This window comes from Planococcus wigleyi (assembly GCF_014836985.1).
In the GTDB taxonomy this organism is placed as follows: Bacteria; Bacillota; Bacilli; order Bacillales_A; family Planococcaceae; genus Planococcus; species Planococcus notacanthi.
Window position 1 is genome coordinate 178,435 of sequence record NZ_JACSPU010000005.1, and the last position, 21,833, is coordinate 200,267.

General features: G+C 44.9%; 18 protein-coding genes. 5 read left to right on the top strand and 13 right to left on the bottom strand.

From position 1 onward, the window contains the following. Positions 1-61: 61 nt before the first annotated feature. The 7 genes from H9630_RS14650 to H9630_RS14680 all read right to left on the bottom strand — a co-directional run bounded on the left by H9630_RS14650 (position 62) and on the right by H9630_RS14680 (position 10,130). The gene (locus tag H9630_RS14650) at positions 62-295 is read right to left on the bottom strand and encodes a hypothetical protein (RefSeq protein ID WP_191716233.1); all 234 of its coding nucleotides are present in this window, start codon (positions 293-295) and stop codon (positions 62-64) included. A 79-nt stretch (positions 296-374) separates the two neighbouring features. After that, positions 375-2,672 carry an arylsulfatase gene (locus tag H9630_RS14655; protein WP_191716234.1) on the bottom strand — a complete coding sequence of 766 codons (2,298 nt, stop codon included), beginning with the start codon at positions 2,670-2,672 and terminating at the stop codon, positions 375-377. 36 nt (positions 2,673-2,708) lie between these two features. Further along, positions 2,709-3,680: a formylglycine-generating enzyme family protein gene (locus H9630_RS14660; protein WP_191716235.1), complete on the bottom strand. Its 972-nt coding sequence runs from the start codon at positions 3,678-3,680 to the stop codon at positions 2,709-2,711. Positions 3,681-4,320: 640 nt separating this feature from the next. Continuing rightward, the gene (locus H9630_RS14665; protein ID WP_191716236.1) at positions 4,321-6,546 is read right to left on the bottom strand and encodes an MMPL family transporter; all 2,226 of its coding nucleotides are present in this window, start codon (positions 6,544-6,546) and stop codon (positions 4,321-4,323) included. Between the two features lie 150 nt (positions 6,547-6,696). Next, the gene (locus H9630_RS14670) at positions 6,697-7,593 is read right to left on the bottom strand and encodes a PucR family transcriptional regulator (protein ID WP_191716237.1); all 897 of its coding nucleotides are present in this window, start codon (positions 7,591-7,593) and stop codon (positions 6,697-6,699) included. Positions 7,594-7,641: 48 nt separating this feature from the next. Continuing rightward, a complete protein-coding gene (locus H9630_RS14675; protein WP_191716239.1) occupies positions 7,642-8,694 on the bottom strand; it encodes an aldose epimerase family protein in 1,053 nt (350 codons plus the stop codon). Positions 8,695-8,975: 281 nt separating this feature from the next. Next, the gene (locus H9630_RS14680) at positions 8,976-10,130 is read right to left on the bottom strand and encodes an ROK family transcriptional regulator (protein WP_191716240.1); all 1,155 of its coding nucleotides are present in this window, start codon (positions 10,128-10,130) and stop codon (positions 8,976-8,978) included. A gap of 128 nt (positions 10,131-10,258) precedes the next feature. On the opposite strand from H9630_RS14680, the gene H9630_RS14685 reads away from it, so the two are divergent. From H9630_RS14685 to H9630_RS14705, 5 genes are all read left to right on the top strand, one after another. Continuing rightward, positions 10,259-11,440 (top strand): galactokinase, encoded by a 1,182-nt coding sequence (locus H9630_RS14685; RefSeq protein ID WP_191716241.1) that lies wholly within the window; start codon positions 10,259-10,261, stop codon positions 11,438-11,440. A gap of 2 nt (positions 11,441-11,442) precedes the next feature. Continuing rightward, entirely contained in the window at positions 11,443-12,444 is a 1,002-nt protein-coding gene (gene galE / locus H9630_RS14690) for a UDP-glucose 4-epimerase GalE (protein ID WP_191716242.1), read from the top strand. Next, a complete protein-coding gene (locus H9630_RS14695; protein WP_191716243.1) occupies positions 12,441-13,919 on the top strand; it encodes a UDP-glucose--hexose-1-phosphate uridylyltransferase in 1,479 nt (492 codons plus the stop codon). Before galE ends, H9630_RS14695 begins: the two co-directional genes overlap by 4 nt. Positions 13,920-14,066: 147 nt before the next feature. After that, positions 14,067-15,164, top strand: coding sequence for an ABC transporter ATP-binding protein (locus H9630_RS14700; protein ID WP_191716244.1), 1,098 nt, complete (start codon positions 14,067-14,069; stop codon positions 15,162-15,164). Between the two features lie 240 nt (positions 15,165-15,404). Beyond that, positions 15,405-15,968 (top strand): DUF4256 domain-containing protein, encoded by a 564-nt coding sequence (locus H9630_RS14705; protein ID WP_191716245.1) that lies wholly within the window; start codon positions 15,405-15,407, stop codon positions 15,966-15,968. Positions 15,969-16,032: 64 nt separating this feature from the next. Here the strand turns inward: H9630_RS14705 and H9630_RS14710 are convergent, their stop codons facing one another. From H9630_RS14710 to H9630_RS14735, 6 genes are all read right to left on the bottom strand, one after another. Beyond that, the gene (locus H9630_RS14710) at positions 16,033-16,839 is read right to left on the bottom strand and encodes an alpha/beta hydrolase (protein WP_191716246.1); all 807 of its coding nucleotides are present in this window, start codon (positions 16,837-16,839) and stop codon (positions 16,033-16,035) included. 153 nt (positions 16,840-16,992) lie between these two features. Then, positions 16,993-18,945: an LTA synthase family protein gene (locus H9630_RS14715; protein WP_191716247.1), complete on the bottom strand. Its 1,953-nt coding sequence runs from the start codon at positions 18,943-18,945 to the stop codon at positions 16,993-16,995. A 320-nt stretch (positions 18,946-19,265) separates the two neighbouring features. Further along, positions 19,266-19,628: a hypothetical protein gene (locus tag H9630_RS14720; protein ID WP_191716248.1), complete on the bottom strand. Its 363-nt coding sequence runs from the start codon at positions 19,626-19,628 to the stop codon at positions 19,266-19,268. Positions 19,629-19,926: 298 nt separating this feature from the next. Then, a complete protein-coding gene (locus H9630_RS14725; protein WP_191716249.1) occupies positions 19,927-20,442 on the bottom strand; it encodes a hypothetical protein in 516 nt (171 codons plus the stop codon). 95 nt (positions 20,443-20,537) lie between these two features. Beyond that, positions 20,538-20,900: a hypothetical protein gene (locus H9630_RS14730; RefSeq protein ID WP_191716250.1), complete on the bottom strand. Its 363-nt coding sequence runs from the start codon at positions 20,898-20,900 to the stop codon at positions 20,538-20,540. Positions 20,901-21,063: 163 nt separating this feature from the next. Then, positions 21,064-21,831, bottom strand: a complete 768-nt coding sequence (locus H9630_RS14735) for a hypothetical protein (RefSeq protein WP_191716251.1) — start codon at positions 21,829-21,831, stop codon at positions 21,064-21,066. Between the last annotated feature and the right edge of the window lie 2 nt (positions 21,832-21,833).

Below are 21,833 nucleotides of genomic sequence, written 5' to 3' on the forward strand. Positions count from 1 at the left end.
TAAAGAATGAATGGACTGACACGAGTTGTCTGAAAAATTAATTTTCTTAAATTGTAAAGAGTTAGACGAAAAGGGGCTGTCCCAAAAGGTCATGAAAAATGACTTTTGGTGACAGCCCTTTTGTCGTTCCTGAAAGACCCGGCAAATGCCCATTGCGGCGGACGCGTTCCGCGGGCACGACTTCTGCCGCTTCCCTCGCTGCGCTCAGTCCAGTGGCTCCAGCCCGCGCTGTTCCCGCTGGAGTCGCCGCCTCCATTCCCATCAGCCAGCTGCTCTCAGAAAACGTATTCCCCATCAAAAAACAGCCGAAGAAAAAGGCTTTCTTTCTCTCCGGCTGTTTTATTTTAGAGACTTATAGGACAGCCCCTTCTTTGCTATTGCAATGTATTGATGCTTGCTTCCTCAAATTCATAAATCACTTGATCAATTTCTCCAGTATAAGAAAACTCTTCTAACTCTGCATAAGCTTCGCTGACTGGATAATATAAGTCTTGTCCTATGTCCAAGCCTTCGAAAGAAGTTTTGAAAGGCAGAGTTGTCATTTCTGCTTGACCTGCCGATTCTTTATTAACCAATAAGTTTCCGATTCCTTGATTGTTTCCAGTCTTTTCGTAACTAAACTGCACCTCTATTTCTCCAGCTACCAGCTCTTTTTCAGAGACAATTTGATAACGCACGGTTCCAGCATTGTATTCGTATACAAGTTTGTTGTCTTTGATGTAAAGCGTATATCCACTCTTGTCATTGCCGAGTGCAAGGAGGACTCCTTCATCTTCAGCAGAATGCGTAATCGGAATGGTGATATCGTATGAACGATTGGTAGTAAGCGGAGCAGCCGACTCACTTAAATGGCTCATTTCCGGATAGAAAACAAATGTTTTCCGCGCTCTTAAATTATCGGGTGGCAAATTTGCTATGGCATTTAAGAAATGATCTGTTAACGGATAAACATTATTCTCCTTGGCTTCTTTTTCCCATAGCTTAACAAGCTGCTTCACTTTCTTCGGGTGCTTGTCTGCTACACTATTCAATTCAGTAAAATCTTTTTCCATCTCATACAATTCCCATACATCATCCTCGAATGGCTGGCCTTTTGTGTGAACGGCTATGGCTTTCCAGCCTTCATGATAAATCATCCGATTTCCACTCATTTCAAAATACTGTGTTTTCTTTTTCGTAACGGCCTTGGCATCATTAAACGTTTCGACAAAGCTCGTTCCTGTCACCGGCATTTGTTTTACTCCATTTAATGTTTTCGGCGGCGTTATTTCCAACGCATCATAAACTGAAGCAGTGATATCACTAATATGCACAAATTGATCACGGATTTCGCCTTTTGCAGTTATTTCATTCGGCCAATGAACAATCATAGGTGTGCGGATTCCACCGGCATAAGTGCTGTTTTTATACTTTCCAAATGGAGTATTGCTGACTTGAGCCCACCCTGCTGGATAATCACTGCTGGTGTATTCTCCACCTATAAGGTCAACTTTTTTTTCAACATCTTCAAAACTCTCTGTTAAAGTGTTATAAGCAATTGATTGATTCGTCGAGCCATTTTCACCGCCAATAGAACTGGCCCCATTATCAGAAATCAACACTATAAGGGTATTATCCAATTTCTCTGTTTCTTCCAATGTGTCCAGTAGTTTGCCGATTTGTTCGTCAGTATGAGTTAAAAATCCAGCATATGTTTCTTGAAAGCGTGTGTATACAGCTTTCTTTTCTTCAGTCAATTCATCCCATGGAATTACACCAAGATTGGAAGGAGCTAATTTTGCCTCTTCCGGAATGATTCCCAGTTCTTTCTGCTTTTCAAAACGCTGTTCCCGAATAACATCCCATCCTTCATCGTATGCACCATCATAAGCGTCAATGTATTCCTGCGGCACCTGGTGAGGCATATGTTGAGCACCAAAAGCCAAGTTTAGGAAAAAGGGCTGATCGGGTCTGACCGATACTTGGTCCACTATATACTGCTGAGCTTTTTCTACAATGTCTTCGGAGTAATGGTAACCCTCTTCTTCAATCCATGGCAGTAAACTGTTGTCCTCTGTCATCTCCGGTCTGTATTGATCCGAAGAATCTTCCAGATTTCCATAATACCGGTCGAATCCTTTGCCAAGAGGCCAGTTATCAAAAGGTCCGGCTGGTGTCAGCTCAGTAGTAGGCGCGAGATGCCATTTTCCAAGGCCATAATTGATGTATCCGTTCTCTCCAAGAACTTCGGCGATTGTTCCGGCTTCGGGCACAATCGCTCCTCTGCGATTTGGATATTCCTCTCCAAAATCAAAGTTCGCCACTTGCCCCATCCCTACGGCATGATTGTTCCGTCCAGTGAGCATCGATGCCCTTGAAGGAGAACAGACAGGTGTGGCATGAAAATTGTTATATCGCAAGCCATTTTCAGCCAACCGATCGATATTCGGTGTATTTATTTCCGAACCATAACTTCCGAAATCCGAGTATCCTGTATCATCCATTACAATATAAATGACATTTGTATCCGCCTTGCTGGCCGAAACAGGCTGGACCTTTTGTTTCGTCGAAGATGATTGAACGATCGTTTCCGTAGAACAGCCGGCAAGAGTGAACGCAGAAGCCATTAGAGCCACTGTGCTAAATACAGAAAGTTTTGTGAGGTAGCTGGAAAACACTTTTTTCTCTCCCATTGTACTCCTCCTCAAATATATCTTTTTAAAAATAAGTTAAGCTTCTGTTACGCATCGGAATCCAATATTTCCAGTCGAACTATCTGGCGTATTTGAGGTACGCGCAGCGACTCGATAACGATTGCAGTAAAATTCATGACATAAATAAGAGCCTCCCCGCATGACTTTCTCAAGTCCTTTATCTGGTCCGGTCGGATTGTATCGCCCTCCTCTTTTGTTGACGTTTTTGACGAACCAATCCGAACACCATTCCCAGACGTTTCCGGACATATTAAAAAGACCGTAACCGTTTGGTTCATAAGAACTGACTGGCGCAGTTCCTGAATAACCGTCTTCTGCAGTATTGGATTTTGGGAAGTCACCTTGCCAAATATTGCAGCGATGTTTTCCTTCAGGTGTCAGTTCGTCCCCCCACACATATTTTTTCTGTTCCATGCCGCCCCTTGCAGCGAATTCCCATTCTGCTTCAGTCGGCAGCCGCTTGTTTGCCCACTTGCAATATGCTTTGGCGTCGTTCCACGAAATCTGGATGACGGGGTGGTCCAGCCGATTTTCTATACCTGTTCCTGGCCCTTCCGGAGATCTCCAATTTGCCCCTTCTACAACAATCCACCACGGCGTCTGCTGCACTTTTTGACTTGTTTTTTTCAGTATGGCTTCAGGAAGAAAAAGATGGAAAACGAATGACCAGCCATACCTTTCTGCTTCTGTAACGTAAGCGGTATCCTCAACAAACTCTTTAAAGTCCTGGTTGCTGACAGCATATTTGTCCATGTAAAAAGGCTTTAGCGATACTTTGTGGATGGGTCCTTCACCGTCGGCTGGAAACCCGTCCGTATCTTCAGTTCCCATAAGAAACTGTCCGCCAGGTATAAAGGCCATGTCTTCTTTTGATACCGTTTTTCCAGTCATCGAAGGTACTTCGATATCTTCAGTTTTTTGATTTGAATTTTTCTCTACTGCCATTCTTTTTGCTGCACAGCAGCTTTTGGCCTGTTCTGCCTGCATTGGATGCACCTCCGAATGTTAACGCTTACATTTTAATCCAGAATCCATTTAAAGAAGTCGAGTTGATCCTGAGCCTGCCGTAAAGACTTTTTTTCGCTTATGTACATCTCCCTCCAGACCGTTATATAGTTATTACTCTTATTAATAATCCATGTTAATTTTTCAGCGTATAAATAACACCGACTACACTGGCTAATTTACATGAAAATTCAGACAATATAAGCTCTTTAAATTTTTCCTTAACTATGATTCAGTACTTAATTCCTACCAAAGTTTAAATAGTGAACTAGCATATAAACAAAACGGCCGCGCCGGCGTTGAGAGAAATCTCTAAAGATATGGAGCAAAATAGCGTAGACCATCTCGCTATCACAGCCTAGCCTTAAAAACCGTGCTCCTTCGTGCCGCGCACTACGTCGCAAAGACATTGTCCTTGCAAGCTACGGATAATGTCTTCACAGTTATTTTGCGGAATATCGACTATATTGCATTATTACTTCAATTTACATAGCAATAAAAATCTTTTAAGAAGATTGAAATAAATTGGTGAACTCAAAACAAAAAAGCTGTCCAAAGCGGCGAACCGCTTTGAACAGCTTAATTTATTACTATTTTGTTTGGCTAAAGCAGGAAGTTAAAGTTAAATATTCTCCACTTCAACCGGCTTCTTCTTATTCAAACGCTCAGGCTCATCCATAGTCTCCATAATAGCTTCGCCTTCAACGTCGATGTTCGGAAGAAGTTTATCCAGCCATTTCGGCAAGTACCATGCGGCGTCTCCCAAAAGGATCATAACAGCCGGCACGATCATCATCCGCACAATAAATGCATCAAACAATACACCGAATGCAAGCGCCATGCCCATCACTTTGACCATCGGGTCCGAAGCCATCATGAAGCCAGTAAATACGGCAATCATGATCAGTCCCGCAGCAGTGACTACGCCGCCACTGTCCCGCAGTCCAGCAAGCACAGCTTTTCGCGCGTTGCCGGAATGGGTATATTCTTCACGCATGCGGCTGACCAGGAACATCTCATAGTCCATTGCCAGGCCGAACAAAATACCCACTACAATAATCGGCAGGAAGTTCAGCACCGGTCCTGCTGCTGCAAAACCGAACAGTTCATGGTAATTGCCGTCTTGAATCACCCATGTCACAAATCCGAGAGTGGCGCCGAGTGACAGCACAAATCCAAGCACCGCTTTCAATGGCACCAGGATCGAACGGAAGACGATCATGAATAAGATGAACGCCAAACCGATGATCAATGCCGCAAAAACCGGCAGAGCTTCACTGAGTTTATCGGAAATATCGATATTCGCGGCAGTCGTTCCCGTAACCAATAATTCCATGCCATCTTTTTCATATTCCGCAGAAGCACTGCGGATTTCATTCACCAAATCCTTGGTTTCCGAGTCATTCGGCCCTGTTACCGGATACAGCTGGATAACCGCCATATCACCGGCTTCTTTCGGAATGACATTGGCAATGTAATTGACATTGTCCATCCCCGAAATGTCCTGCTGCAAAGTTTCGAGCTTCGACATCACTTCGCCGTCTTCATCTGTCGCTTTCGCCACAACAACGAGTTGAGCATGATAGCCTTCACCATATGCTTCTTTCAATAAATCATAAGCTTGCCGTTCGTTGGTATCTTCACCGTAGAAACCGTCATCCGGCAAGCCCAGTTCCATATTGAAAAACGGAATTGAAATCACACCGAGGACCAGCGTACCTGCAAGTGCAACAACTACCGGGAATTTATTGATCAATTTCGCCCAGCCGTTCATGTACTTCCCGGATAATTTCACCCGCTCTGCAAAACCTTCACCCAATGTTCTCTTGCGGTCAACCGGCGGTGTCATGCGACTGCCGAATAAAGAAATAACAGCCGGTACAACCGTAATGGCCACGATGATGGCAATGAATACACAAAGTGCACCCGTAAAGCCCATCATGGCAAGGAACGGAATTTGCGGAATCGCTAAACCAATCAGTGCAATGACGACCGTCAAGCCGGCAAACACGACCGCGCTTCCTGCCGTACCGTTGGCAATTGCAATCGCCTGGTTAACGGAATAGCCTCTTGCATATTCCTGGCGGAAACGCGATAGGATGAATAACGCATAATCGATTCCCACTGCCAGTCCAAGCATCGCTGCAAGCGACAAACAGACCGTTGAAATCGATGTGAAATTCGTCCCGAAGACAATTCCGAGAAGCCCGATCACCAAGCCCACTCCGGCAGTCACGATCGGCATTCCTGCAACCAGCAGTGAACCGAAAGTAAAGAATAAAATAATAAACGCTGCCATGACACCGAGGACTTCTGTCGCAAATTCCATTTTGAATGGATTTACTTCGACGTCACCGGATAATTCCGTCTGGATTCCAGCGTCTTCAGTAATTTGGATCGCCTCTTGAACCCGGTCAATCGAATCCTGTGAGACCTCTACTGCGACTGAATCGTAGGAAACCATCGCAAATGCAATCGTTTGATCGGCGTTATAGTTCTGCAGCATTTCCGGCGTATAAATCATCTCCACCGCTTTGTCTGACTGAACTTCCGCGACTACTTCGCTAAGCTTTCCCTGTACATCCGGATCCAGCAATGTTTTTCCTTCAGGTGCCTTAAAGACCATGTGAATCTGTCCACCGGCATTCCCTACTTCCGGAAATTCTTCTTTCAATAATTCAATGGTGTCCTGAGAAGAAGTACCAGGGATCGATAAATCCTCATCAAATTCAAATCCAAACCCCAATACAAGGCCGCCCATGACGAGAAGCAAGGCCACAGCTGCGAAAATAACAGCCTTTGCGTGCCGGATCGACCATTGGCCCAATCTATATAAATACTTTGCCATCAACAAAAACTCCTTCCAATTCTCCTATTATAAAGCAGGAAGAAGTCTAGCATTGTCCAAAAAAAGACAGCTTTATGACAAATTAAACCAGCCGCTTAATTCGGAATAAAAACATAGCCTGTAGTCTGATTTGTGTTTATCATCACCATATTAAACTGTCGGCTTTACAAGCAGCGCAAGGTAAACAGCCATGGCGTTATGGAATTTCCGGATATCGATTCCTGTGTTTTCTGTAAAACGATCGAGCCGGTATTGAAGGCTGTTGCGGTGAAGATGCAAAGCTTTCGCCGTTTCCGATATATTCAAATTGCATCGTGTAAACACTTCAATCATTCTCAAGGTTTCTTCATCATCTGCATAACTTTGCAAAATCATTTCACGAATCCCTCGGGCTTGTTCTGTTCCCGTTTGGTCAATCAGCAAATAAGGAACAGCGTCACTAAAATTCGCCACTGCCTTATTGGAATTGGAAAAAATGGATTTTGCAGCCGTCAGCATGAATGAATAGTAATGAGGCGCATTTTCCACGGTCTCTTTGAACGGTCCGACCAGAAAGTTGATTTTTATATACAAGTCACTCATCAAGACATCGATGATTTCTTCATATCGAATCGCTTCTTTCCCCACGGATCCGTATTCCACAAGAATTCCTTCATGCCCATTCTCCCAAAGAATCGGTACTTTTTCCGGAAACAAATCGTGGATGGCGTCTTTGAAGACACCCGGACTGATTTGATTTTTCTTAATTGAAAAATAAACAAAGCGATAAGGACTCCCGGCTTCTACGCTTTCCGCTCCGGCAGGCTCTTCCGAATCGACCATTTTTCTCCACTTCTGCTCTTCACTTGTTTGGACCGGAAATTCATGATGATACGGCTTCAGAAAGGCAGCTACTACCGATAAATCCCTTGAAGTCATTTGGTTTTTAGGGATCCCGACGATTTCACTGTTGTCTGTCATGAACCAGTGATGACTGAAATCCAAGTCCTGGTTGCCCTCCTCATTCAGGATCAATGAAGGGTAAATTTTCTTCAGGTTTTCAATCATACAAACACTTCTTTCTCCAAAAAGATTCATTGACGGTTCGAATAACAATTATATAGAAGAAAAAGTATACGTCGTTTCCGATTTGAACTCTTCATCAGCTTTCAAGATAGCGGATGAAAAATGAGGATGGCGCACCGAATCCGGTGGTCCTTGCGTTTCAAGGCACAGCCCCAGATAGTCTTGTGCTTCCGTTCCTTTGATTGAGTAGGGTCCGCCCACACCATTTCCTGTGTATAAAACCACTGCCGGTTCAGTTGTTTCTACCTGAAGTTTCCGGCCGCTTTCTCTATCCGCCAATTCGATTGCAGGCTGGTCATCGCTATTCAACATAAACGGATGATCATAGCCATTTCCGGCAAGTTGGGCCTGCGGATGTTCCGCTGTTGTTGCTGCCCGTATGCTTCTCCCGTTGCGGAAATCGAAAAGCTCATCCTCATCCACGGAAACCAGTATCCCCGTCGGCAGCAACGCTTTATCCAATTCCAAGTATTGATCACTGTTCATCGTCAATTCATGATCCAGAATGGTCCGCTTGAAATTCCCGCTCAAATTAAAATAAGAGTGGTTGGTGACATTCAATAAGGTGTCCTTGTCTGATTTACCCGAATAGGAAATGGTCAGCTGGTTGCTGTCGTTTTTGAGAATATAACGGACGGCCATGGATAAATTGCCCGGGAATCCTTCTTCGCCATCCGGGCTGAAATACGTGAATTCAATGATTGCTTCTTCTTCATTTTTGATGACTTTTGAATTCCAGACAACAGAATGAAAGCCTTTCGGGCCTCCATGCAAATGCTGGCCATTGGAATTTTGGGCTACTTGATAAGCGGTTTCTCCAATTGTAAAAGTTCCTTCTTTTATCCGTCCAGCAAAACGTCCAACCATCGCGCCAAAATAATGCGGATTGTTTTCGTATTCATCGAATGTGTCAAAACCTAACACTACATTTTCCGACTTTCCATCACGATCCGGAACCAGCATTTCAGTGATGATGCAGCCGTAATTCATGCAGGATACCTGAAATCCCTGGTCATTCTTTACTGTATATATTATAATTTCTTGGTTATCTTTATGGCCAAACACCTTCTGAGTAACTTCCATTTTATCTTCCGCCTTTTCATTTTTTCTATAGTATATAAGTTGAACTAATGATTCCTATTAGCGATATTCCACAACACAGCTGCGAAGACATTAGCCGTAGCTTGCGAGGACAATGTCTTTGCGACGTAGTGCGCAGCACGAAGGAGCACGGTTTTTAAAGCTACGCTATGGAGAGGGAGATGGTCTCCGCTGTTTTGCTCCATATCTTTGGAGAGTGCTCCAGCGCTAGTGTGGCTTAGGACCAGGCAATTATCGAGTTGAGCAATAAGCTCTCTTTGTGTTCACTCAAAAACGTCCACCAACAACAGTGTGATGGCGCCGATCAATGTGGCGTCGTTTCCCAATTTGGAGACCTCCACTGTTGTCTGGCTTGCTGAAGGCGTCAAAGCAGATGCTCTGATGGTTTCACGTATTGCCGGCAAAATGAACTTCTCCGCTTTGGAGACACCGCCACCCAACACAATCTTTTCTGGATTAACGATATGAATCAAATTGGTCAAACCGACGCCCATCGCTTTTCCGGCTTCTGTGAGGATCGCAGCAAAATCATCGTTCCCCTGGATAGCCTGTTCATACACATCCTCTGCTGTAAGAGGGTTTTCCGATTTTTTGCCAGCCACTTTTCGAGTGATCGCCGGCCCAGTAACAAATGTTTGAAGGCATCCTTGATTTCCACACTCGCATATCTCTCCATGCAGATCGATGGTCATGTGGCCGATTTCTCCTGCTATATCCGAAGAACCGTGATACAGTTTCCCCTCAATGATAAGGCCGGCTCCAACCCCTCTGCCGATATTGACGGCCAGCATGCTCTCCAGTTCCCCGTGATTTCCGAACCAGTATTCTCCTAGAGCCATGGCACGTGCATCATTTTCCACTTTCACTTCCAAACCAAATGTCTTTTCCAATTCTTCTTTGATCGGAATATCAGACAATCCGAGATTCGGTGCATATAAGGAAACACCTGCTGCAACATCCACCACTCCGTGCATGGCCACACCGATGCCGATGACTTTATCTTGCGTTTCCGGCATCCCTTGCAAACAGTCGGCAATGCCCTGTTTGATGGCATCCATGAATTGCTGGTTGTTGATCGGCAGCTGCAATTTCGTTTCTGACCGCTTCAGCTTCCTGCCTGCAAGATCTGCCACAATGCATTCGATGCTTTCGGGTCCCGCATCCACACCAATAATATAGAATGCGTTGTTGTTGATGACGAGCATCGTCGGTTTCCGCCCGCCCAGCGACTGGCCCACATCGCTCTCTTCCACCATTTTCTGTTCAATCAATTCTTTAACGTTGCTGCTGACTGTGGGAGGCGTCAAATTTGTCTCCCGTGCAATCTGCGCTCTCGATATCGGTCCATCTTTTCTTATTTTATTGAGGATCATCGATTTGTTCACCGATTTCATCCATTGAAAGGTACCTTGGCGCATTGTAACTCCTCCGTTTTTATCATGCTGATATCATTTGTAACTGCTTTCAATCTTATTATTGAATAGTTTAACAAATTACTTTATACTCGTGTTAATTAAATTAATTTATAAAGTATTGGAGGAATATCATGAATCAGCATGACTTGTCTCGGACGTTCCATGAAATCTTTGGAACAGCCCCTACTAAGACGCGTTTCTTTTTTGCACCTGGCCGCATCAATTTGATCGGTGAACACACCGATTACAATGGCGGCCATGTATTTCCCGCCGCCATTTCTTTTGGAACTTATGCCGTTGCCCGACAACGCACAGACCAAAAACTGCAGTTTTACTCGATGAATTTTCCGGAACGCGGCAAAATTGAGTGCGATCTGGCTGACTTGTCCTATAATCCGGATCATGACTGGGCAAACTTTCCGAAAGGCATGATCTATTATTTTATTAAAAACGGTTATTCAATTTCTCATGGAATGGATATTCTGTTCTACGGAGATATTCCGAACGGTGCCGGCCTCTCCTCCTCCGCTTCAATTGAAATGGCTACAGGCGTGGTACTTGAGGGGTTATTCGATTTGGAGATTGATCGCTTGCATATGATTCAAATGGGGCAACATGTTGAAAATCAGTATATCGGCGTCAACAGCGGCATCATGGATCAGTTTGCGATCGGCAAAGGGAAAAAAGACTTTGCGATTTTATTGGATTGCCAAACGCTTGAATTCAACTATGCTCCTGTCGATTTAAAAGAGCATGAAATCGTCATCATCAACTCCAACAAACAACGGACATTGGCTGCATCAAAATACAACGAACGCCGCGCCGAATGCGAAGAAGCGCTGGAAGACTTGCGGACTGAACTGCCAATCAGCAGTTTGGGTGAATTGACATCCGAAAAGTTTGAACAGTATAAACACTTGATCACAAACGATACCAACCGCAAACGGGCCAAGCACGCAGTCTATGAAAATGAACGGACCTTGCTCGCGCTCCAGCAACTGGAGCAAGGCAATATTCAAGCTTTCGGGCAATTGATGAATGCGTCGCATGTGTCGCTTCGTGACGATTATGAAGTCACTGGCGCGGAGCTCGATCAGATTGCAGAAACCGCCTGGAACCACCCCGGAGTTATTGGTGCACGAATGACGGGAGCTGGATTCGGCGGATGCGCCATTGCCATCGTTCATCAGACGCAAATTGAACATTTTAAGGAGAAGCTGTCGGAAACCTACAGCGAAGAATTCGGATACCCTCCTTCCTTTTACAAAGCAAAAATTTCGGATGGGGCCAAAGAACTTGCAGAGGAGTTTTGAACATGAGCGTCTTAGTATTAGGTGGGGCCGGATACATCGGTTCCCACGCAGTCCATCAATTGATCGATCGAGGGACAAACGTCGTTGTGGTTGATAACTTAGAAACAGGACATCGACAAGCCGTTCACCCCGAAGCTGTTTTTTACGAAGGCGATATTCGGAATGCCGATTTTCTGGACAGCGTCTTTGAAAAAGAAACGATCGACGAGGTTCTTCATTTCGCGGCCAACTCTTTAGTCGGCGAATCGATGGAAAACCCTCTAAAATATTTCGACAACAATGTTTACGGCACACAGGTTCTGTTGAAAGCCATGGTCGATCATGATGTAAAGAAAATCGTCTTTTCTTCCACTGCCGCCACTTATGGCGAACCGGAAGCTGTACCGATCACTGAAACGATGCCGACCAATCCGACCAGCACCTATGGCGAAACAAAGCTGACAATGGAAAAAATGATGAAATGGACGGAATTAGCCCATCGGTTGAAATTCGTTTCCTTGCGCTATTTTAATGTGGCGGGTGCACGCGAAACAGCTGAAATTGGAGAAGACCATCGCCCTGAATCCCATCTGGTTCCGCTCATCCTGCAGACAGCACTTGGGCAGCGAAAGGAAATTACGGTTTTCGGCGATGATTATGACACGCCGGACGGAACCTGCATCCGCGATTATGTCCATGTGGAGGACTTGATTTCTGCACACCTGTTGGCACTGGATTATTTAAGGAATGATGGCGACAGTGATGTCTTTAATCTTGGCAGCAGCCAAGGATTTTCAGTGAATGAAATGATTGCGGCTGCCCGTTCTGTCACCGGAAAAGACATTCCTGTAAAAACAGGTCCACGCCGGGCAGGAGACCCCAGCATTTTGATTGCCGGTTCAGAGAAAGCCAGACAAATCTTGGGCTGGGATCCCCGCCATACATCAGTGGCTAAAATCATTGGCGATGCATGGAAATGGCATTCTGCACATCCGACAGGCTATGAAAAGGAAGTGGAACGATGATCCACCAAACTCTTGCAGGGCTTATCCAAAAAGCACTCGACACCCATTTGATAGAAGGAGCAGATACCGATTACGTCCGCAACCAAGTGATGAGTCTGCTTGGTCTGGCCTCTTTTCCTGAAGAGGAAATCAAACCGGCAGATGACACCATTCCAAACCTGCTGGAAAATATGGTTGCGTATGCTGTGGAACAAGGCATTATCGAGGATATTTTTGATGACAAGGAAATGCTGTCCGCAACTATCATGAATTGTTTTGTCGCCAGGCCTTCTGTCATCAATGCTGTCTTTAATGAGAAATACGTTGAATCGCCGGTAGCCGCTACTGACTACTTTTACGAATTAAGCAAAAACAGCAATTACATCCAGATGAACCGTATCCAGAAAAACATTTCTTATAAAACCAATACGCCATACGGACAGATGGACATTACGATCAATCTGTCCAAACCTGAAAAAGATCCGGAACAAATCAAAAGAGAACGCGAGATGAAGCAAACGCTCAGCTACCCTAAATGTCTGTTATGTAAGGAAAATGAAGGCTATGCAGGACGTGTCGGCTATCCGGCGCGGGCAAACCACCGCGTCATCAACGTCCCACTTACCGGAGAAAACTGGTACCTGCAATATTCACCTTATGTCTACTATAACGAGCACAGCATCCTGCTCTCCGAAGAACACCGGGACATGAAAATTGACCGCAATGGATTTGAGCGGCTGCTGACGTTTACGGCACTTTTCCCTCATTATTTTGTCGGTTCAAATGCCGACTTGCCGATTGTCGGCGGATCCATTTTGAGCCATGACCATTACCAGGCCGGCCGCTATGAATTCGCCATGACCAAAGCGGAGGATCTGTTTTCATTCCGTTTGAGTGCCTACCCTGACATTGTGGCATCTGTCGTAAAATGGCCGCTGTCGGTTATCCGTTTGAAAGGAAAGGAAATCGTCGCCTTGGTCGATGCGGCTGATGACATTTTGCAGACTTGGCGAAATTATTCCGATCCTTCCGTGGACGTTCTCGCTTTTACCGGTGAGACGCCCCACAACACCATCACCCCGATCGCGAGAAACCGCAATGGGCTGTTCGAAATCGATTTGGTGCTGCGGAACAACCGGACAACCGCGGAATATCCGTCGGGAATCTTTCATCCGCATGAAGATGTCCATCACATTAAGAAAGAAAACATCGGTTTAATTGAAGTGATGGGGCTTGCCGTTTTGCCGCCACGCTTAAAAGAGGAACTGGCTGAAATCCAAGAGTTTTTGCTGGGCAATGCTCATGATGTCGCCTCCTCCCACCTCGTATGGGCCGAACAATTAAAAGCTCAGTATGGTCCAGTTTCACGACGGGAAGAAGCGGAAGTTCTCCTGCGTAAAGAAGTGGGGAAAAAATTCGTCCGAGTCCTAGAAGATGCAGGCGTCTTGAAAGACGGCGAAGCATTCAAGCGCTTTATCAATACGCTGAATAAGTGAACGGAAATACCGAGCTTTGATGTTGATTGGCAAATATGCACGAAGAGTGTTCCTAATTTTGTGCATACTTGCCATTCATAAAATTCTGACTACACGGTATGCTTTTACTAATCAATGAAAGCACTTACACAAATTGGAGGGAATCAAATGGCAGGCTTGAACTTAGTGAATATCAGAAAAGAATATGAAAAAGGTGTGGTATCCGTACAGGATTTCAACCTTGAAATACGCGACAAAGAGTTCCTCGTACTTGTTGGCCCTTCAGGATGCGGGAAATCTACGACGCTTCGCATGATCGCAGGTCTGGAAGACATCACAGAAGGCGACTTGTTTATCGGTGACAGAAGAGTCAACGATGTATCGCCGAAAGACCGCGACATCGCAATGGTATTCCAAAACTACGCACTTTATCCGCACATGAGTGTCTATGACAACATGGCGTTCAGTTTAAAATTGCGCAAGATGAAAAAAGACGACATCAAAGCACGTGTCGCAAATGCTTCTAAAATCCTTGGTTTGGATGAATATTTGAACCGTAAACCGAAAGCGCTATCAGGCGGTCAGCGCCAGCGTGTTGCTCTAGGACGTGCGATTGTCCGCGATGCTGAAGTATTTTTGATGGATGAGCCGTTATCCAACTTGGATGCTAAATTGCGTGTACAGATGCGTACGGAAATCCAGAAACTTCACCGCCGCCTGCAGACGACTACGGTTTATGTAACGCATGACCAAACCGAAGCGATGACAATGGCTACTCGCCTTGTTGTTATGAAAGATGGCTTTATCCAACAAGTCGGTTCACCAAAAGAAGTATATGACCAACCGGATAATATGTTTGTCGGCGGCTTTATCGGCTCTCCTTCCATGAACTTTCTGCGCGGACAAATCGTTGACGATTCATTTGTGATGGAAGGCATCAAAGTCCGTGTTCCAGAGGGCAAACTCTCTATGCTGCGTGACCAAGGATATACAGGTAAGGAAATCGCATTGGGAATTCGCCCGGAAGATATTCACGATGAACCGTTATTCCTTGAGCATTCGCCTCATACGAAGATCAGAGCATTTGTGGAAGTCGCTGAATTGATGGGATCGGAAATCGTTCTTTATTCAAAAGTGAACGAACAGGATTTCGTCGCCCGTGTGGATTCCCGCTTCAATGTAGAAGCTGGCCAAACCATCGACATGGCATTCGACATGAACAAAGCTCATTTCTTCGACCTTGAATCAGAGTTGCGCATCAAATAAGATGTCAGCTTCTCATATCAATAAGAAATTCCAGACGAGCCTTCGTCTGGAATTTTTCTTGTTTACTGGTTTTTTTCTGTAGTCTGTTGTATCTATTTTCTGCTGTTTTTTTAAAAGTTCATTGAGTAGCATTCGATTCGATCAAGCACAGCCCGTTAAACCGTAGTCGTATTCCTCCTGATTTTTTACTATACTTAAGCCATGACGAGTAGCATTTATTACAAAGAGGAGGAAAACGCCATGACCCCTAAACATGAATTAACTGCCGAACAACGTCAAGAATTGCTTATTACATTGAAGGAACGCTTTGAGAAGACGATTGAGCGCCACGAATGGATGCAGTGGGATAAGATTCAAGAACGGTTGGAAGCTAATCCCGAAAAGCTGTGGTCGCTCCATGAAATGGAACGGACTGGCGGAGAACCGGATGTCCTGGAGTTTGATGAAGCCAATAATGAATACATCTTTTATGACTGTTCCCCCGAAAGCCCAAGCGGCCGAAGAAGTGTTTGCTTCGATCAAAAAGCGCTTGATTCCCGGAAGAAAAACAAACCCGAGAACAGTGCCATGGCGATGGCCGAGGAAATGGGCATCGAATTGCTGTCGGAAGAACAATACCGCCTCATGCAGCAGCACGGCACATTCGATGTCAAAACATCCAGCTGGGTGCAAACGCCTCCCGATATCCGGGATAAAGGCGGCGCCCTGTTCTGTGATTCCCGCTATGGCCATGTCTTTCTTTACCATAACGGAGCCGACTCGTATTACGCAGCCAGAGGATTCCGCGGATTGGTAAGAGTGTAAAACTTTCCAATCTAAAAGGCATTGCCGAAACCTATTCTGGTTTCGGCAATGCCTTTTCTCCTCTCTAGAGGCGCTCTTCCATCCACGCAATCATCTCTTCATAGATTTTGTCCTTGGATGGTTCATTGAAAATTTCGTGCATCAGGGAAGCATAAATTTTCAAGGTTTTATCTTTCGAACCGATTTCCCCATAAAAATCCCTTGAGTCTTTTTCAGCAACCAACCCATCTTCATTGCCATGCAGCACCAGTACAGGGTCCGTAAAGTTTGCTGCTTTTTCTTTCAACCAGGCAATGCCTGGAGCAAACTCATTGATAAGCCCCACCGATATTTTCTTTTCCACCAACGGATCTGCTTCGTAAGCTTTGACTACTTCCGGATCACTGCACACGCCTTCCCCCAATTCATTATCCAAATAAGTATCTGCCGGCAAATCCAGCGGCAGTGGACCGAAAAGTTCATTGTTGTAACGAGTCAACGCACCGGATAAAATGACACCGCCCGTTTTTCCCGGATATTTTGTGGCGTAGGCAGCTGCAGTAAATCCCCCCATGCTGTGGCCGATCAAAAAGACCGGCTGCTCCGGATTTTCTTCCTTTGCCCAATCCATAATGGTTTTCAAATCGTCGGGCATTTCATTAAAATCATTGAAGAACGTTCGCTTCCCTTCTGAACGTGCATGACCTCGTTGTTCGTAGCGATAAACGGTAAAGCCATGGTCCACTAAAGTTTTGGCCAACACATCGTAGCGTTCCAAATGCTCAGCCAACCCATGGGCGATCACTATTGCTGCTTTTTGCTTTTCTGCCTGATCTTTGCGGGTAAATAATTGCGTTCCATCAAACGATGGCATCATTTTGTCTTCGCTCATTCAACATCCTCCATTCGATTTATGCTTTATTCTACTGATAGTATTCTCCATCAAATGAAAACCACCTTCTTATTGGAATAGAGAAATAAATAGAAAAGAACTATCCTATAAGACGGAAAATCCGCTTTTTAGGATAGCTCTTTCATTTGTCTTTTATTCTACTGCTCCAGCTGGATTTGCCTGGTAATTGTAATCTGTTGGATCGACTGGCGTAAAGCCGTTCGGTGTATAGAATCTCAGTAAATCTCCATTGACTACCTGATCCGACAAATACAATTCGTAATTGCCGTGCTCTTGCAGCACTTTCGCTTGTTCCAACTGGTCTTCTTCCAGCGGCAAACCGCTTTCCGGATCATAGAAGACATCGCCGATCGAGTAGATTTCAGGGCTTGCGAAATCGCCGTTTCTGAACGTTACAAGTTCTTCGTGCTCTTCAGACAACAGGTCCGTCCCCAGTTGGATATAGTTTTGGGTTTCAACGCCCAACAAATGCATCACAGTCGGCAACAAGTCAATCTGGCCGCCATACGTATGATTTATACCGCCTTCAACACCTGGTACATGGATGAACAACGGCACACGCTGAAGCTTGGCATTTTCCACCGGTGTGATTTCTTTTGAAAGCACCTGCTCCATCGCCTGGTTATGGTTATCGGAAATCCCGTAATGATCGCCATACATGACAACCATCGTATTGTCAGCCAAGCCGGATTCTTCCAGCTGCGTGAAGAACTGCTCAATCGCTTCATCCGCATAACGGGCCGTTTGGAAGTAATCATCAACACTTGAATCGCCGGTTGTGCCTTTTCCAATCGTAGTCAAGTTCTGGTCCATTTTATAAGGGAAATGGTGGGCAACGGTGATGAACTTCGTGTAGAACGGCTCAGGCAATGATTCCAAAAGAGGTGCCGATTGCTCAAAGAATGGCTTGTCCATAACGCCGTACTCCGCCATATCGCCTTCTTCAAGGTTCGTATAGGATTCAATATCAAAGAAATGGTCATAGCCGAAAGATTTATAGATTTCTGAACGGTTCCAGAACGTTCCGTTATTGCCATGGAACACGGCCGAAGTATAGCCTTTATCTTTCAACATAGCAGGCGCAGCCTGATAAGTGTTCTGGCCTTTGGTAATGAATGCAGAACCTTTCGGAAGTCCGAATAAGGAGTTCTCCAACATAAACTCGGCATCCGACGTTTTGCCTTGTGCCGTTTGATGGAAGAAATTATCGAAATACAGTGTTTCCTCGTCATCAATCATGGAATTCAGGAACGGCGTCACTTCTTCCCCATTCAATTTATAATCCATCAAAAATGTCTGGAATGATTCCAAATGCAGGTAAACGACATTCATGCCTTCTGCTGCTCCGAAATAAGCTTCATTCGGATTGGCGTAATTGGATTTGGTGTAGTTCAGTACTTCCGTGCCGTCATCGCTGTCAGCAAGCACTCGCTGTGAAGAAGATTTCAAAGTCTCAACAGAGTCATAAAGCGCGTAATTGTACATGCCTAAATATTTGACGATGTAATTGCGGTCGAAACCGCGTGTCAATAATTCCGGGCGATCCGCTTCGGCCAATGCCAAGTTGAAGAACGAAATGGCGAGCGCAATGGTGATGACGGGAAGAACTGCTTTGGTTTTGAAACTTCCACGGTCTTTTTTAATTCGTTTGGAGAAAATCAAAGCACCCAGCACCAACACATCCACAAAGAAAAGGAAGTCGGTCGGCTGGATCAGACTTGCGACACTGCCTCCCAAATCACCGAAGTTCTGAGTCTGGAACAAAGTCGGCAAGGTGATGAAATCACTGAAAAACCGGTAATACACGACATTCGCATACAGCATGACAGACATTCCGGCATAAATGAACAAAAGTGTTATGTATTTCCGGAATCCTTTAAAGAACAGCGACAAGCTCAACAGCAGCAAAGCGGAACCAAGCGGATTGAGGAACAGCAGGAACTCCTGAAGCGCTCCATCGACATCTAATTTAAATTGTGTATTTTGGGAAACATAGGTTTTCATCCATAGCATGAAAACGGCCAGGAGGAAAATCGGAATAAATTTATTTATCTTTTCATTATTCGTCAGTTTACTTTTTTTCATATTGCACCTTCTCATATTGGGTATTCACGAGGATTTAAGGGACATAAAGTTTCAAGGACTCGGCGTGTTAAGCTCAAGTAAATTTCATGTAAAAAGAATCACAATCTCTATTATACGCTAATACCCTAGAAAATTACAGTTTAAGTTCTTTTCAGATAATTTAAGGAGCGTTTAACCAACAAAGGCCAGCTATTAAAATTTGTAAAGAAAATCAAGCCTTTATTCATATCCGCAAATTTCTGAAGGTTTAACAGAAGAAAACAATAGAAGATACCGCCGCCAGCAAAGAATCTTTGCTGGTAGCGGTATTTATTTTTGATTCAGTTGGAAAGATCATCAATTGCCATGATAGCCAACTCCAGCGATTGAATCCGCCTCTCGAGCAGCGTCCGTTGAGAGCTGCCTGCCTTCGACTTGGCATACTGATTTTCTATAGTTGGCAATAAACCCGCCAGCACAGTGCGGGCTTGCACCAGTTCTTCTATGCCAAAAGAATTCGGTTTTCCATTCCAAACCGTTTCCAGTACAGCAAGTCCGATGTGAAGTGCGTGGAGCCGCTTTTCCACAAAAACTGTCTGTGCGCCTTTTACTTTCATTTGAACGACAGCCTTTTCAGTTTTGCGGATGGTTGATTGGAAGGATTTGAGCGATTCCAACCGGATGTCAGCAGATACCTTGTCCAAAGCCGATCCCCCCTTTCTGGTCTTGTACATGAATGCCGTTTTTATGCTATCAGCCGTTTTCTTCTATAATAACCAAATAAAAATCCTCCTGCACAAAAGCAGGAGGATTCATGGAAGGAACGTGAAAACAGGACTGTGGTCATCGACCGTCGTTTGCTCTTGGTTGGTTATCGGTAACAGGTGAAATCGTAATGGGGCATGGGTCATTGGTTTGCCAGCAGCCATTAGAGTTAATTGCACCGAAGTACAAAAGAGGTTTCCTTCCATGCCTTGGAGTGGAGTCTCACCACTCCAAGGATCAGAAATACTTGTCGCTGTCGAAATCCAACACGATGGAATAGTTTTTGGTGTTGACCGCATTGGACAGCCGATTGGCGAGCCGCTCCAGTTCAACCGCTTTTACGCGGTATTCTTCCGGATCGAACATCGCCCGTCTGACGATTGGCGTGCCTTCTCCATATCCGTATTGGATCTCTTCTTTTGCCGCAGCACCAAACTCCTTGAACTTCCTTGCTTTGGCACGGAGTTGTGTGGCCAGTTCGATTGCCTCGACAATCGCCAGTTCTTCTCCATTAAAGCTTACTTCGTTTTCGAAGTTGGCACGGTACATCAGTTTATCCAAAAGCCGAAAATCTTTACGGATATCATCGATTTCTTCTTCGACCTGTGACAGCGAACGGGCTTGTTTCGGCTTTTTGCTGCCTTTTTCCATTTCCACAAATGCCACCCGGTCCATCTCTTCTTCCAATTCATGAATGCGCTTTGCCAAAACGGACTTCAATTTCACAGCTTCTGCCAATGATAAATTCGACATGATCCGGTCTCCTCTAATTCGTAATCGTTCTTCTGATGAACACAGACCACCTAATTTTATACAATAAAGCACTAGAGAAAGTTATACTGTCTTCCTTATACTTTAAAGACATGATCCACAGGGCCTCCCCATTTCAGTTCAATGTCTCCCTCTTTCAATTTGTATAGGCGGGTTAATAAATCATCCATGTTTCCGGAACGGATTTGATGATAGAATTCTTTTTTCATCTCTTCGATGTATTCCTTCCTGCTCAATTTGCTGCTGTCATCATGCGGTGCAAGGTCCTTTTCGTACTGGCTCATGGCCACCAGTTCCTCTTCATCGAAATGGTAATGACTTCCATCTGGAGCTTTCTTAAGAACAAAAGGATTATCCCTGATTATTCCCTGCACATCTTTAAACGAAAAATGATTATGTTTAATAGAAGAAATATCGTGTATGTAAATGGTCTTCTTCAACGCATTCACCCTTCCCTATTATCCTTTCCTTAATGATAAAACCCTGTACAGAAATGTCAATTCTAAACTTTCTGATTTTTTAAGTCGTTTTTGATAACTATTTATCTTTCCCTAAATAAAAAGGAATCCATCTGCTGATAAGCCAAATAGATTCCTTGTCTAATTATATTTTAATCAAAGCCGCTTCCTGCTCTTCCATTGCCTTGCGCCATTTCACCAGTTCCCGTGCTTCAATATGCTTTTCCAACGTTTCGTCCCAGCTCGAGGTCCAGGTATTCCAGATGCGGGCATAAAAAAGATCCTGCTTCTGGTCGTATAATTGAAACTCGATGCACGGAATATGGATCGTGTCGTGTTCGATGCAGGCAGTGATCCCGGTGATGACCGTTTGAAAGGTTTCTTCTCCAAGATCAGCCCCTTCCTTCAACAAGAGCTGATACATGCGGTCCTTGTTCAAACTGCCTTTGACGGGATAGCGATACAACGGCATTGTATCTTCTGCTTCCGGATGCGCTTCACTTGCTGCTAGACGGTAATCATCGTGAACTGCACTATAGGCAATGACCGTTTTGCTACCTTCCATTTCTTCTTCAAAAATCCCTTTGCCCAGGTACTCATGTCCTTTGGGCGTCAGTTTATACCCTGACTTTTCCAATCCAATCAAGCCGGTACGCTGCATCTTGTCGATCAAATCGCTGATGAACAGCTCCTCGACAAACAGCATATCGGATAAAGTGGCAGCCCGGCGGATATCGGCTTCCTGAAAAGTCAGCAGCAGCATCTTCATCAAAATATCCATCTTCAGCCGCTTGACCCGGTCAAAGCTGACATCGTACAAGACGACAGGCAGCTGCCACACCTCTTCGTTGATAATGGTTCGATCCGGATCTTCCGCCACACTTGCCCGCAACTCTTCAATCAGCTTGTCCACTT

Coding starts and splice junctions, on each gene's coding strand:
- H9630_RS14725 (WP_191716249.1), bottom strand. CDS start 20,442: ATGTCGAATTTATCATTGGCAGAAGCTGTGAAATTGAAGTCCGTTTTG.
- H9630_RS14715 (WP_191716247.1), bottom strand. CDS start 18,945: ATGAAAAAAAGTAAACTGACGAATAATGAAAAGATAAATAAATTTATT.
- H9630_RS14700 (WP_191716244.1), top strand. CDS start 14,067: ATGGCAGGCTTGAACTTAGTGAATATCAGAAAAGAATATGAAAAAGGT.
- H9630_RS14675 (WP_191716239.1), bottom strand. CDS start 8,694: ATGGAAGTTACTCAGAAGGTGTTTGGCCATAAAGATAACCAAGAAATT.
- H9630_RS14665 (WP_191716236.1), bottom strand. CDS start 6,546: ATGGCAAAGTATTTATATAGATTGGGCCAATGGTCGATCCGGCACGCA.
- H9630_RS14705 (WP_191716245.1), top strand. CDS start 15,405: ATGACCCCTAAACATGAATTAACTGCCGAACAACGTCAAGAATTGCTT.
- galE (WP_191716242.1), top strand. CDS start 11,443: ATGAGCGTCTTAGTATTAGGTGGGGCCGGATACATCGGTTCCCACGCA.
- H9630_RS14710 (WP_191716246.1), bottom strand. CDS start 16,839: ATGAGCGAAGACAAAATGATGCCATCGTTTGATGGAACGCAATTATTT.
- H9630_RS14655 (WP_191716234.1), bottom strand. CDS start 2,672: ATGGGAGAGAAAAAAGTGTTTTCCAGCTACCTCACAAAACTTTCTGTA.
- H9630_RS14680 (WP_191716240.1), bottom strand. CDS start 10,130: ATGCGCCAAGGTACCTTTCAATGGATGAAATCGGTGAACAAATCGATG.
- H9630_RS14660 (WP_191716235.1), bottom strand. CDS start 3,680: ATGCAGGCAGAACAGGCCAAAAGCTGCTGTGCAGCAAAAAGAATGGCA.
- H9630_RS14695 (WP_191716243.1), top strand. CDS start 12,441: ATGATCCACCAAACTCTTGCAGGGCTTATCCAAAAAGCACTCGACACC.
- H9630_RS14650 (WP_191716233.1), bottom strand. CDS start 295: ATGGGGAATACGTTTTCTGAGAGCAGCTGGCTGATGGGAATGGAGGCG.
- H9630_RS14685 (WP_191716241.1), top strand. CDS start 10,259: ATGAATCAGCATGACTTGTCTCGGACGTTCCATGAAATCTTTGGAACA.
- H9630_RS14670 (WP_191716237.1), bottom strand. CDS start 7,593: ATGATTGAAAACCTGAAGAAAATTTACCCTTCATTGATCCTGAATGAG.